Genomic DNA, 13,554 nt, shown 5'->3' on the forward strand with positions numbered 1-13,554 from the left:
TCATTTATTACCTATTATTTATGTGGTTGATGCTGCCACAACAATTTGCTCTTTCCTGATAGTGGATCATAATCAATCGCGGCAATCGCAGAGGTTAAAAACATAGGTGGTTGTAATCCGGGAACTAACTCTGCTGTTAAATAGCCTACTAGCGGTAAGTGTGAAATCAACAGTAACGATTGTGGTTGCTCGGTTTCAATGGTCGCTTTAATAAAATCAGCCACCGTTTCAGCATCACCATAAGGGGTAATATCTTCAACGCTACCGACTTGAGTCGCGGTAGGTAAGCTCTTTACCATTGCTTGCCATGTTTGTTGGGCTCGTAAGTAAGGGCTAACCCATACTTGATCTAATTCTCCCTTCAAATGTGATGCTAATAATGTTGCCATTTGCTGTGATTGCGCAATGCCACGCGTCGTTAATGGGCGTTCAGCATCACTTGCAGCAAAATTTTCGGCTTCACCGTGACGCATAATATAAATTTGCATAGATATTTCGATAACCTCAGTTAAACAATCGCAGATCCTACTCACATCATCGAGTCGGTCGATCATTATTACATGCTTTTATTATTGGTATAACCATAGAGTTTTAATTCTGTGGCTAAGCTTACTTTTTAATGGCTCAATTGGTTAACTCATCACTTGTTTATTTAATTTATTAACAGAAATGCGACTTATAATTCATCTAATCGCATCTTCAATTTGCCAGCCTTAATATTGAACGTCATACTTAACCTAATTCCCTCAAAAATAGGCTCTTCCTGTGCATACTAGCCCTAACGATCATAAGCAGTATCGCTATCTCACTTTAGCGAATGAACTTCGAGTACTGCTCGTTCATGATGCTGAAGCGCCTCGCTCTGCTGCTGCATTGTCTGTCGAGATAGGCCACTTTGATGATCCCACGGATCGTCAAGGCATGGCACACTTTCTTGAGCATATGCTTTTTCTTGGCACCGAAAAATACCCACGCGTCGGTGAATTCCAAACCTTTATCAACCGTAATGGTGGTAGCAATAATGCATGGACAGGCACTGAAAACACTACGTTTTTCTTTGAAATCAGTCCCCATGCATTTGAAGAGGGATTAGATCGCTTTGGCCAATTTTTTACCGCCCCATTATTTAATGAAGACGCGGTTGATAAAGAACGTCAAGCTGTTGATTCTGAATACAAACTAAAAATAAAAGACGATGTACGTCGTTTGTATCAAGTGCAAAAAGAAACCATTAATCAAGCCCACCCTTTCGCTAAATTTTCGGTTGGCGATCTCACTACGCTTGATGATCGTAATGGCCAGTCTGTACGTGATGATCTGCTGGCATTTTATCATCAACATTATTCAGCTGATGTGATGGGGCTGGTGCTATTAGGCCCACAATCATTAGATGAACTAGAACACTTCACTCAAACGTTCTTTAGTGAAATTCCTAATGCTACCACTAAAAAATTAGCAATAGACGTGCCATTTGTTACTGAAAACGAATGTCAGAAGTTCATTCAAATTGAACCTATTAAAGAATTACGTAAATTAACTTTATCTTTTGCGTTGCCATCTGTTGATGCGCATTATCAAATTAAGCCGTTGTCATACATTGCTCACCTACTGGGAAATGAAGGCACTGGCAGTTTAATGGCAATATTAAAACAACGAGGATTAATCAATACCCTTACCGCTGGCGGTGGTGTCAGTGGTAATAATTTTCGTGAATTTACCATTGGTTTAAATTTAACCCCTAAAGGCCAGCAACACACAGATGAAATCGTGCAGTGCGTGTTTGCCTTTATTGCTTTAATCAAACAGCAAGGGTTAAATGCATGGCGTTACCAAGAGAAGAAATCCGTCTTGGAAATGGCATTCCGTTATCAAGAGAAAAGCCGCCCTCTGGATACTGTCAGTTATTTAGTGATGAATCTGCTGCATTACAACGCGGAAGATATTATCTACGGCGATTATATGATGGAAGGCTATGATCAAGATCTACTTGAACAACTATTAGCTTACCTTAGCGTGAGTAATATGCGCTTAACCTTAGTCGCCCAAGGTGGACACTACGATCGGGTTGCTGCTTGGTATGACACCCCTTATTCAGTGACACCATTCACACCACAACAAATTGAAAGCTGGACCAATGTCAGCCTTGATGACGCATTATTATTACCAGAGCCTAATATTTATTTGTGTGAACAATTTGAACCCTTGCCACTTGAAGCAGGATCTGAATTACCCCCACAATTAATTCAAGATTTACCCGGTTTTCGTTTATGGCATAAACAAGAACATGATTTTCGCGTACCGAAAGGCATTGTTTACGTCGCTATTGATAGCCCACATGCCGTGAGTTCAACGGAAAATATTGTTAAAACACGGTTGTGTGTCGAACTGTTATTAGAAGCAATCAATGAATCGGCTTACCCAGCTGAAATTGCAGGAATGTCTTACAATCTTTATGCTCATCAAGGCGGTGTAACCCTACAGCTTTCTGGCTTTAGTGAAAAACAACCTCAATTGATGCAACTGATTTTAGCGCGTTTTAAAAATCGCCATTTTACTCAGCAACGGTTTGATAATATCAAAGCCCAAATGTTACGTAATTGGCGCAATGCAGCAGAAGATAAACCAATCTCTCAGTTGTTTAATCAACTTACAGGATTATTACAGCCGAATAATCCGCCTTATCCGCACCTTATCGAAGCACTGGAAACCATCACTATTGATGAACTACCACCATTTGTTGAGGCGATGTTTGCCGAAATACACATTGATACTTTTGTCTATGGTAATTGGGTCAAAAAAGATGCGTTGGCACTGGCTGAAACCCTCAAAGATGCCTTTAGAGTCACTGACCAATTATACGGTGAATCACAACGTCCATTAGTGCATTTAGAAAACAGTGGCACCTTAACTTACGAGTTAGATTGTCATCATGAAGACTCAGCGATTTTGATGTATTACCAATCTCGTCAAACAACGCCACACAAAATTGCGATTTATACACTCGCTAATCATTTAATGTCGACCACGTTTTTCCATGAATTACGGACCAAACAACAGCTTGGTTGTATGGTGGGAACGGGTAATTTGCCACTAAATCGTCACCCAGGATTGATCTTGTATATTCAATCTCCTGTGGCTGAGCCAAGTTATTTATCCGATGCTATCGATGATTTCACCAATGCTTTTGCACTTGTGTTATTAGAGTTAAGTGAAGCACAATGGCAAGCGAGTAAAAAAGGACTTATTGCACAAATTTCTGAGCCCGATACTAACCTACGTTCACGTGCACAACGGTTTTGGGTCAGCATTGGCAATAAAGATGAAAACTTCAATCAGCGCCAATTAGTGGTTGAAAAGCTAAAACAACTCAGCCGTGTTGATATGATTAAGTTTATTGTTGATACGGTTAAGCCTCGTACCGCAAACCGGTTAGTAATGTATTACACGGGGAAAACCCACCATGATGCAGAACCATTAACAATCGGCAAAGCCATTGAATCTATAGCTGATTTTCAAAAGAACGCTTACTAAATAAAAAATCCCATTTATGTACTTTCAACTAGAAAGAGTTCAACATAAATGGGATTTTTATTTTGCACTCTAATCTGATCTACTTTTATTATGATAAAAATCGCTTTCATAAGATTTCAGTAGCCAATTAAGCCCTCTTCAAACCATAATGTTTATCTCGAATATATCGCTATTACTATCACGAATTAATATAGATAGAAATGCTTACGATAGTAACGAATAGATTAGAAGAGGACTCACGTGACTCAACAATGCCCACATTGCCAAATTGAAATACACGCGCCAAAACTGAACGCGTATGAAGATAATTTTGTTTGCCCGCACTGTGCTGCCACTTTATCTCACAGTCAGATTGATATCTTTCTCTATGCTTTCTGTTTTATTGCATTGAGCGCATTATTGCTGATATTAGTGGGCCATGTGAACACCTTCATCGCGTTAGTCTTTGCCGCTGTGGGTTATCGTCTTTGCCGCAGCAAATTATTTGAATCTCATTTTCGTTTAATTCGCTGTACGTACTAATATCGAACTCATAACAATAAAAAAGCCTGCATGATGAAGTATCCAACGTTAAGGATCACTGCATTGAACAGGCTTTTTTTGTTACGGTTATTTTTAAACATCTATTACACGATCAACGCTAATAAAACCGCTTTTCTTGTTGCGCCATCTCGACTAAATAATCACAAGGTGCAAATCTTTCACCATGAGCATCGCTGTATTCACGCATCATATCAACCACCAAATCAATGCCTAGGTGATCCATGTAATGGAATGGACCGCCAAGGAATGGTGGAAAACCAATACCAAATATAGCGCCAATATCACCATCACGAGCAGATTGAATCACCCCTTCATGTAAACAGCGAGCAGCTTCATTAAGCATCATTAACGTACAACGAATCGAAATATTGGCTTCAGTTAATCGCTGTTCTGGTGTGATTCCAAGTAAGGTATAAACCGATTTATCCACTTCTTTATTATTGGTGTTATACAAATAGAACCCTTTACCACTTTTACGACCTTTACGCCCATCTTGTTGTAATACATCAAACATTGCTGGTGTCGCAAAACGCTCACCGAGCTCTGTGACTAAAATAGGGCTGATCTTAGCACCAATATCAACCCCAACTTCATCAAGTAATGTTATTGGTCCAACCGGAAAACCAAAATTAAGTAACGCCGTATCAATATGTTCAATAGGCTCACCCGCTAATAATATTTGAGCCGCTTCATTCATATATGGCGCTAAAATACGGTTAACATAAAAACCGGCTTTATCAGCAACGACAATCGGGGTTTTACCTTGTTTTTTAGCTAATGCAACCACAGTTGCAATGGTTGTGGCGGAGGTTGTTGCGTGTGGAATAACTTCCACTAATGGCATTTTTTCAACCGGACTAAAATAGTGTAAACCAACAATATTTTGTGGGCGCTGCGCATTTGCTGCAATTTGATGAATCGGAATCGAGGACGTGTTAGTTGCAAAAATTGTGTGCTCGAATGTATTGGCTTCGATTTCTTGCACCATCTGTTGTTTAAGCGCAATATCTTCAAATACGGCTTCTATCACCACATCAGCATGAGCTATACCACGATAATCAGTGCTGCCAGTAATACGTAACATCTGCTGTTGCAGTTGTGGTTTTCGAATAATATGCCGCTGACGTTGTTTATTTAAAATGGCATAGTTATACGCGAGTGCATGCTGAATACCATCATTAGTAATATCTTTTATTCGTACCGCTAAACCCGCTTTCATGGCTGACACATGCGCGATCCCACCGCCCATTAAACCGCCACCCAGTATCGCTATACGCTCGATATTAATTGGCTCAGCATCGGCACCTGTCTCTTTTTTCATCGCCGTCGTAGCAAAGAAAATATCGCGTAATGCGCTTGATTCCGCAGTCATTACCAAGTCACCAAACACTTTCGCTTCTTGTTCAAGCCCGGCTTCAATGCCTTTTTCTAAACCATATTTTACAGTATCTAAAATCGCATCAATGGCGGGATAACATCCACGTGCCTTTTGCTGCGCTTTTTTAGCGGCTTGATCAAACACCACACTTCGGCCAAAAGCATTACCAGCCATCGCCCAATCTTGAAATGAATGGGTACGAATTGGCTTAGTGGTTAAAGCCACTTGTTCTGCTACCTGTAACAAAATAGTCTGTGGCACAACTTGATCAACCAACCCTTTTTTTAAGGCTTGCTTTGCTCGTACCTGTTTACCCGTGAGCATTAATTCTAAGCCATTTGCAACACCAATGAGGCGTGGTAAACGTTGGGTTCCACCAGAGCCTGGTAATAAGCCTAATTGCACTTCAGGTAAGCCTAAACGCGTAATATCATCGTCGGTACAAATTCGACTATGACACGCTAATGCCAGCTCTAATCCCCCGCCTAAACAGGGTCCATGAATAGCAGCCACGACATGTATTGGTAAATTTTCAAGGGCATTAAATAGCTGTTGACCTTTATTTGCTAGCGCTTCAGCCTCAGTGGCTGTTTCACACTTTGCCAACATACGAATATCAGCACCAGCAATGAAGTTATTCGTTTTACCTGAATACACCACCAAACCTTTAAGTTCGGGATGGTGAGTTAATTCAGCTAAGACATCATTAACCTGATCAACAAAAGCAGCTTGTAAGGTGTTCATTTTTTCATTGGCAACATCAATTTTAAGCCAGCCAATGCCATTATCGCCATAAGATAAACTAAATGCTGATTGCGTCATTATTCTGCCTCCAAAATCATTGCTGCACCAAGGCCACCAGCAGCACAAGCGGTGTTTAATGCAAAACCACCACCTCGACGTTGCAATTCATGTAATGTTTGAATGATCATTCTTGCGCCTGTCGCAGCAAAAGGATGACCGTAAGCAATCGAGCCACCAAGAACATTAAATTTATCCATGTCTATATCACCAAGCGCGTTATCTCGACCCAGTTTTTGTTGAGCAAACCGTTTAGAACTGAACATTTTTACATTGGCTAAAGTTTGAGCTGCAAATGCTTCATGCATATCAATTAAGGTTAAATCACCAAGAGTCAATCCTGCACGTTCAAGGGCTAATGGACTGGCATAGGCCGGCCCCATTAGCATATCTTCTGCAACATCAATCGCAGTAAATGCATAAGAGCGAATATACCCAAGCGGAGTCAAGCCTAATTCTTTTGCTCGCCCTTCTCGCATCAATAATATTGCCGCAGCACCATCGGTTAATGGGGTTGAATTAGCCGCTGTAACACTGCCATGTAAACGATCAAATGCTGGCGTTAGTTTCGCGTATGCTGCCAATGTTGAATCTTGACGAATGTTATTATCACGATCAATCCATTGTTGATAAGGCGCTGAGAATGCAGTTATTACTTCATTATTCAATAACCCATCTTGCCATGCTTTAGCCGCTAACGTATGAGAACGATGCGCAAAAGTATCTTGTTCTTCTCGACTAATCGCATGACTTTTTGCCATTTGTTCTGCCGTTTGTCCCATGCTCAATCCCGTTGAGTATTCAGCAATGGCAGGTGGTACTGGCATCAGATCTTTGACGCCTAATGCACTGAGTAATTTTAAGCGTGCCGGCATGGTTTTGGCTTTACTTAATGCTAATAACGTCGCAGCCATTTTTTTACTGACCCCAATAGGTAGCATTGAGGTTGAGTCAGCACCGCCCGCGATACCAATATCAATCGAGCCGGCCATAATACTTTCCGTTACATTAACGGCAGCTTGAAAGCTGGTCGCACAGGCTCGCGTGACACTATAGGCGTCAGTGTGAATATTCATTCCCGTACCCAGTACGATTTCACGCGCAATATTTGGTAATTCAGGGGTTTGCACAACTTGGCCAAACACAACTTGATCAATTAACTGTGGATCAAAGTCAGCCACTTGTAGCATTTCATTAACGGCTAACTTACCCAAATCAAGGGCGGATAAACGATCAAATGCGGTTGATTGACGTGCGAATGGTGTCCGTAACCCGCTAACAATAGCAATACGTTCACCGTTACGTGTGGTGATATGTTGAAGACCCGTCATCGCAACTCCTTGTCACAATTATAATTAACCTCAATTGCGAGGTCAGACCACATAATTGTAACCACAAAGTAATCAAAAAAAAACATTTGTTTAAAAATGCTTCTTAAATGACGTTTTTGACGTAAAACACTTCGACTTTAAGATGGGTTGTAGTATAAAAAAGAACAATTACTCTGTGACTAAATACTCATAAAATATAGGTATTATTTTAAAGGGATAATGTCGCGGGGGCTAAATTTAAGCAAAAAAAAACCACACCCTTAGGTATGGTTTGAATTCACGCAGAAAGCAATCAATCAGCGTAATAAAATAATCAATTAACATAAAGCCAATTGCAAATCAGGAAAACCCCTGATAGGAGAAAGTAAAGTCAGCCTTCAAAAGGAAGTTGTCATCTTGCTCAACAGACGGTATTAACTATTATTAAGTTATTCAACTTAACCATAACCTCAACCATCAGATGACCCGACAACTATAACCTACCACTCAGAACAGAATTTGAACCAGATCAATTTTATTGCTATTTATACGATCTTATACACAAAAAGATAGTGCATCATTCAAAAAAGTTATCAGATGGCATCATTAATTGGTGCAATAACGCTAAACAGGCTCATCAATGATAAAAAAATTTTTTAGTAACAAAAAAGCTTCTGCTACGGTCTGTTTAAATATGGATAAACAAAAACGTTACGAAGCCCTTGTTAGAGCATGGCACCAAGATTTATATCGCTATGCTTATTGGTTATCTCATGATCCCCATATTGCTGAAGATTTAGTGCAAGAAACATGTCTACGCGCATGGAAATCATTAGATAATTTACAAGATGATAATGCTGCTAAAGCGTGGTTGATCACTATTTTACGCCGTGAAAATGCGCGTAGATTTGAACGTAAACAATTTGACTTAGTCGATATTGATGATCACCATATTGCAGACACTAAACCCAGTGTCGAAATGGATGCTGACCAATATTTATTACATAGACTAATCATGAAGCTAGCCCCCGAATATCGAGAACCGTTAATTTTACAAGTGATGGCTGGATTTAATGGCGATGAAATCGCGGGGATCTTAAACCTGAATCGCAATACTGTTATGACGCGACTTTTTCGTGCTCGTAACCAACTAAAAGAACAACTTGAAAAGAAAACGACTCAAAAGGGGAATCATCATGGATGATCTAGAATTTCGTCGCCGTTTACTGGCAGATCCTAATGATAATGACCCAGAACTGATTAAAACTAAAAATCAGTCCATCACTAATCGCCATTTTTCCAATGAATTACAGCAATTAGATCAACAACTAAAACAAGCATTGCAGGTTGATATTCCTGATAATCTGGCTGATAGGATCTTATTCCATCAATCAAGTCAGGTACATCCCCCAAAACAGTCTCACTATAAACGCTATCTATCTAACGGGTTAGCCGCGTCTGTAATGTTTTTTGTCGGAGTTATGGTAGGGCAACAATATGGGTTTTCACCACAGCATCCTACGCAGCAGGTCTTTACTCCAATATCAATGTCAAGTATCGCTTTACAACACGTTAATGCTGAAGCGAAATTTGTTGAGCATACTGATGAAGCAGTAACGTTGCAGCAGGTTAATGCCAAACTTAAACCTTTTGGTACCAGTATGAATCAGCTACCCGGCCATATTTATTATCTCAATTATTGTGGTTTTGAAGGTAACCGTGCCTTGCACATGGTTGTAGGTACCGATAAAGGGAAAATGACGGTATTTATCGTGCCACAAACCAGTGCGCAGATGGCGACAGACAGTGACCATACCAATAAAAGTTTATTATTACCCCTACAAGATGCCAGCTTAATTGTTGTTGGAGACAAAGATCAAAAACTAATGCCAATTGCAGAAAAACTTAAATCTGAGCTTTACTGGCAAATCTAGCCAATAAATCGTTACACAACGACCTAAAAATCGATATGTTTAGTAAAATATCGATTTTTAGTTGTCACTTAATCTGCTTATTTTTAATGATATATATTCAAATGATCCAAAAATAACCCAAATGAACATGATAAAATATGTTTCCCAGCCTAAACGACTGGTCAGCTTTGATACGGCTCTCCCCCCCCCTACAATCATCGCCAATCAGTCATATATAGACTGGACTAATAAATATAAAAATCATGATCAGGAATCATAAAAGCATGAACAAGAAGCAGATATTTACACGCTCAGTTATTACTGTAGCCATCGCCTTAGCATCGTCACAAACAATGGCTGCGGGCTTCCAATTGAATGCCCAATCAGCAACAGGTTTAGGTCGTGCATTCTCTGGTGACGGTGTTATTGCTGATAACGCATCGACTATGGCCAAAAACGCCGCTTCAATGGCTCTTTTTGACGCACCAGCATTATCATTAGGTGTTATTGCCATTGATACAGATGTGAATGTTACCAATGCCCAATATAATAATAAATCTATAAATGACACATCAATTGGTGGCACTAGCTACGCACCGAACATCTACTACATTCAACCTATTAATGATAAATTTTCAGTAGGTGCTTCGTTATATTCAAACTTCGGCACTAAAACTGAATTTGATGATAATTATGCAGCCAATGCATTCGGTGGTTTAACTGACGTTAAAAGCGTTAATTTAGGTTTAAGCGCTGCTTACCGTATAAACCAACATTTTAGCGTTGGTGGTGGTTTAGATATTATTCATGGTAGCGGTAAATTAAAACGTTATATTCCAGCAGGCACAATTTCAACGCCTATCGGAAATATAAATACCCCTAAAGTAAATCTACTTGATATTGATGCAGACGGCCTAGCACTTGGCTTCAATCTTGGCACAATCTACGAATTCAATGACAATAACCGTTTTGGTTTATCATACCGTTACAGCCCAACACTAGAAGCTAAAGGCGACATGCATTATGCGGGCGCTAATATTGACGGCCAAAAATTAAAAATACCACTACCAGATATGCTTGAATTCTCTGGTTTTAATAAACTAAACGATAAATTTGCGGTTCACTATAGTATTCAATGGATCCGTTGGAGCGAGTTCGACGTCTTAGAGACATCAGGTAACGTAGAGCTGAATAATTACCAATGGCAAGATGGCTGGCACTACTCTGTAGGTGGCACTTACTACCTAAACAATGATTGGACACTACGTGCAGGTTACATGCATGACACCAGTGCTCAACAAAAGAGTAATACCTCTATTTCAGTTCCTGATTCTGCACGTGACTGGTTATCAAGTGGCTTCAGTTACCACGTTGATAGCAAATCAACTATCGATTTCGGCCTAACTTACCTGATTGGTAAAGATGTTAATGCACAAGAAACAAATCCTATTGGTATGTCAGTAAATGCGACTACCCGTGCAGATGCATGGCTATACGGTCTACAATACAGCCGTTCATTCTAATTTGAGCGTACAGTAATAATCAATTATAAAAAAGAAGCCGTAGTGGCTTCTTTTTTTATACGCGAAATAATAGCCAATCTTTATTTTACTCATGATAACCGACCAAAAAACAAAGAATAACGCACAAATAACCATCAATATAAACCGCTGAATTAGCATGAGTTCTCGTACATGTGTACGCTCAAATATTAATAGCTTGGTCTTATTGCACAAAGCCTACCCGATAAAAAACCACAAAAACACAAAAACACAGCATAATACATTTAATAAGGCTATTTTATAAGATAGCTTTTAACGCATTTTATTGCTGCGAGTATCATTTGCGTAATTATTTCCGTGAACAATATATTTATCTAACATGACTAAAAATAAAATTACTTTAGCCTTAGCGATTACTGCTGCTATTGGTATCAGCAATCAAGCCGCTGCCGCAGGTTTTCAATTAGCAGAATATTCTGCTACAGGTCTAGGACGTGCTTTTGCTGGTGAAGCAGCAATGGCTGATAATGCCAGCGCCCAATTCCGTAACCCTGCAATGTTAACGTATTTAAAAGGCATCCAAGTTTCAGCGGGTGCTATTTATGTTGATCCAAACATTGATATTGACGGTCGCCATACTCTATTTGGTCAAACAAGCACATCTGACTTTGCTAATAACGCTATTATTCCTAATTTTTATTTTTCTCGCCCATTAACGGATAAAGCAACAATTGGTATTGCGTTTGGTACTCACTTTGGTATGCGCACCGATCTTGGCACCGATTTCAAAGCCTCTATGTTTGGTAACCAAGCTGAAGTTCACACAGTAGAGATCAACCCTAACCTTGGTTACAAAATTAATAACCAATTAAGCGTAGGTGCAGGTGTGCGTTATGTTATGGGTAAAGGTCATTTTGGCGCAGCACTGCCAGCTAATGCATCATTAGGTATGATGCAACCTTTAGCTGGAAAAAATCTAAAATACATGGAAGGTGAAGATAATGCGTGGGGCTGGCAAGCAGGTACAGCATGGCAGATTAATGCTAATAACCGTATTGGTATTAGTTACCAATCAGCAGTTAAACTTAACCTTGAAGGCCATGCTTCTGGTCTGGCTTATGGTAATAAATCATTACCTGGGATGTTACTTATCGAGCTACCAGCATCAGCTGAAATCGCCAGTTTCCACCAACTAAATGATCAATGGGCAGTGCACGCGAGTGTTAACTGGACTGATTGGAGTGCATTTGAAAAGCTAGAAGCTAATATTCCTGCTCTTGGCACTAATAACCCCGATCTAATCAAAAAAGAAAATTGGAAAGATAACTACCGCTTTGCTGTTGGTACCACTTACCAAGTAACCAATAAGCTAGTCTTACGTTCTGGTATTGCGTATGACACCTCAGCGGTTGATGAAGCAAACCGCACTCAAACTATTCCTGAAACTGACCGTACGTGGTTAAGTGTGGGTGCAGGTTATGCTTGGTCTGAAAACCTAACTTTAGATGCTGGCTTTACTTACATTTTCGCTAAGAATGCACCAATGAAAGAAAGAGATGACAAACATCCTGAATTTGGTCAATTTGAAGGCCAAACATCAGGTCACATTTGGTTAGCGGGTGTACAAGCAAGCTACCGTTTCTAATCTGATACGTAATTAGCGACCAACAAAAAGACCGCCAAAATGGCGGTCTTTTTTATAGCATGAATTAATCAATAAAATTAATCACTATCAATTTCATCTAGATAGCTATCATCAAATGTTTCAGCTGCTGGCTGATCACTGACTTTACCATCACTGGCGGTAAAATTCTTATATTGAATATACGCATCACGGGTAAAGATATACGGATCAGGTGAGCTCTTTAGCATCGCTTCTTGATTGACTAATGCTGCACGATCTTCCATACCTTCAAAGATCCACTTACCTAAGCCTTCCCAGAAGTTTAATAGACTCAATGGCAAATAGAGATCATCGACAGAATCAGTAAAGCCTCTAAAGGTAATCGGGCCATAAACAGGTAACATCAAGTAAGGACCGTTACCAACACCGTAATAACCAAGGGTATCGCTAAACTCACGATCTTGAACCTTATTAATATCCGCAGCTGATGCAATATCAATCAGACCCGCCAAACCAAAAACAGTATTAATCCAAAAGCGGTTAAAATGGGTTAGCGCCTCTTTACCATGCAAGGTAAGTAAGCTATTTACCATCCCTGCTGGTTCATCAAGGTTTGATAAAAAGTTAGCAATACCAGTACGGGCAAATGACGGCGTGTAATTCACATAGGCGAGTGAAACAGGACGAGCAACATATGGATCTAAATAATTAAAGTTTAAATCCCACATCGCGCGGTTAAAGCCTTCAAATGGATCATATACTGCATCCGCCGCAGTATTATCGCCATCAATATGATCAACAACATTTGTTGATACCGTTTGCTCAGTCGCCTTATCGGGTGATTGAGCACAGCCCACCATGCCGATACTTAAAATAATTATCAGTAATAGCTTTTTATTCAAAACATACACCTAATAAAAAACAGGCTGAACACAATATTCAGCCTGCCTTA

10 protein-coding genes are annotated in these 13,554 nt (G+C 39.9%); 6 read left to right on the forward strand and 4 right to left on the reverse strand.

Features of this window, described 5'->3' with window-relative positions; genetic code table 11:
* Positions 1-14 precede the first annotated feature (14 nt).
* On the reverse strand, positions 15-488 hold the full coding sequence (sixA, locus tag ACJZU6_RS11985) for a phosphohistidine phosphatase SixA (protein ID WP_408900329.1): 474 nt from the start codon (positions 486-488) through the stop codon (positions 15-17).
* Between the two features lie 277 nt (positions 489-765).
* On the opposite strand from sixA, the gene ACJZU6_RS11990 reads away from it, so the two are divergent.
* Positions 766-3,531, forward strand: coding sequence for an insulinase family protein (locus ACJZU6_RS11990; RefSeq protein ID WP_408900330.1), 2,766 nt, complete (start codon positions 766-768; stop codon positions 3,529-3,531).
* Positions 3,532-3,771: 240 nt separating this feature from the next.
* The gene (locus ACJZU6_RS11995) at positions 3,772-4,053 is read left to right on the forward strand and encodes a hypothetical protein (protein ID WP_080156914.1); all 282 of its coding nucleotides are present in this window, start codon (positions 3,772-3,774) and stop codon (positions 4,051-4,053) included.
* A 118-nt stretch (positions 4,054-4,171) separates the two neighbouring features.
* Here the strand turns inward: ACJZU6_RS11995 and fadJ are convergent, their stop codons facing one another.
* Positions 4,172-6,274: a fatty acid oxidation complex subunit alpha FadJ gene (fadJ, locus tag ACJZU6_RS12000; protein WP_408900331.1), complete on the reverse strand. Its 2,103-nt coding sequence runs from the start codon at positions 6,272-6,274 to the stop codon at positions 4,172-4,174.
* Positions 6,274-7,584, reverse strand: coding sequence for an acetyl-CoA C-acyltransferase FadI (gene fadI, locus ACJZU6_RS12005; RefSeq protein WP_408900332.1), 1,311 nt, complete (start codon positions 7,582-7,584; stop codon positions 6,274-6,276). The genes fadJ and fadI overlap by 1 nt, the downstream gene beginning before the upstream one ends.
* A 619-nt stretch (positions 7,585-8,203) precedes the next feature.
* Here fadI and ACJZU6_RS12010 point away from each other — a divergent pair.
* From ACJZU6_RS12010 to ACJZU6_RS12025, 4 genes are all read left to right on the forward strand, one after another.
* On the forward strand, positions 8,204-8,767 hold the full coding sequence (locus tag ACJZU6_RS12010; protein ID WP_080156917.1) for a sigma-70 family RNA polymerase sigma factor: 564 nt from the start codon (positions 8,204-8,206) through the stop codon (positions 8,765-8,767).
* A complete protein-coding gene (locus tag ACJZU6_RS12015) occupies positions 8,760-9,497 on the forward strand; it encodes a DUF3379 family protein (protein ID WP_408900333.1) in 738 nt (245 codons plus the stop codon). The genes ACJZU6_RS12010 and ACJZU6_RS12015 overlap by 8 nt, the downstream gene beginning before the upstream one ends.
* A gap of 263 nt (positions 9,498-9,760) precedes the next feature.
* Positions 9,761-10,999, forward strand: a complete 1,239-nt coding sequence (locus tag ACJZU6_RS12020; protein WP_080156921.1) for an outer membrane protein transport protein — start codon at positions 9,761-9,763, stop codon at positions 10,997-10,999.
* A 358-nt stretch (positions 11,000-11,357) separates the two neighbouring features.
* The gene (locus tag ACJZU6_RS12025) at positions 11,358-12,623 is read left to right on the forward strand and encodes an outer membrane protein transport protein (RefSeq protein WP_408900334.1); all 1,266 of its coding nucleotides are present in this window, start codon (positions 11,358-11,360) and stop codon (positions 12,621-12,623) included.
* Between the two features lie 77 nt (positions 12,624-12,700).
* Here ACJZU6_RS12025 and ACJZU6_RS12030 read toward each other — a convergent pair whose 3' ends face one another.
* A complete protein-coding gene (locus ACJZU6_RS12030) occupies positions 12,701-13,504 on the reverse strand; it encodes an MlaA family lipoprotein (protein ID WP_080156924.1) in 804 nt (267 codons plus the stop codon).
* Positions 13,505-13,554 lie beyond the last annotated feature (50 nt).

The organism is Photobacterium piscicola, assembly GCF_046058925.1.
Taxonomy (GTDB): Bacteria; Pseudomonadota; Gammaproteobacteria; order Enterobacterales; family Vibrionaceae; genus Photobacterium; species Photobacterium piscicola.

Bases quoted from the DNA above. Each gene is read 5' to 3' on its own strand.
- sixA (WP_408900329.1), bottom strand. From the start codon at position 488: ATGCAAATTTATATTATGCGTCACGGTGAAGCCGAAAATTTTGCTGCA.
- fadJ (WP_408900331.1), bottom strand. From the start codon at position 6,274: ATGACGCAATCAGCATTTAGTTTATCTTATGGCGATAATGGCATTGGC.
- fadI (WP_408900332.1), bottom strand. From the start codon at position 7,584: ATGACGGGTCTTCAACATATCACCACACGTAACGGTGAACGTATTGCT.
- ACJZU6_RS12010 (WP_080156917.1), top strand. From the start codon at position 8,204: ATGATAAAAAAATTTTTTAGTAACAAAAAAGCTTCTGCTACGGTCTGT.
- ACJZU6_RS12015 (WP_408900333.1), top strand. From the start codon at position 8,760: ATGGATGATCTAGAATTTCGTCGCCGTTTACTGGCAGATCCTAATGAT.
- ACJZU6_RS12020 (WP_080156921.1), top strand. From the start codon at position 9,761: ATGAACAAGAAGCAGATATTTACACGCTCAGTTATTACTGTAGCCATC.
- ACJZU6_RS12025 (WP_408900334.1), top strand. From the start codon at position 11,358: ATGACTAAAAATAAAATTACTTTAGCCTTAGCGATTACTGCTGCTATT.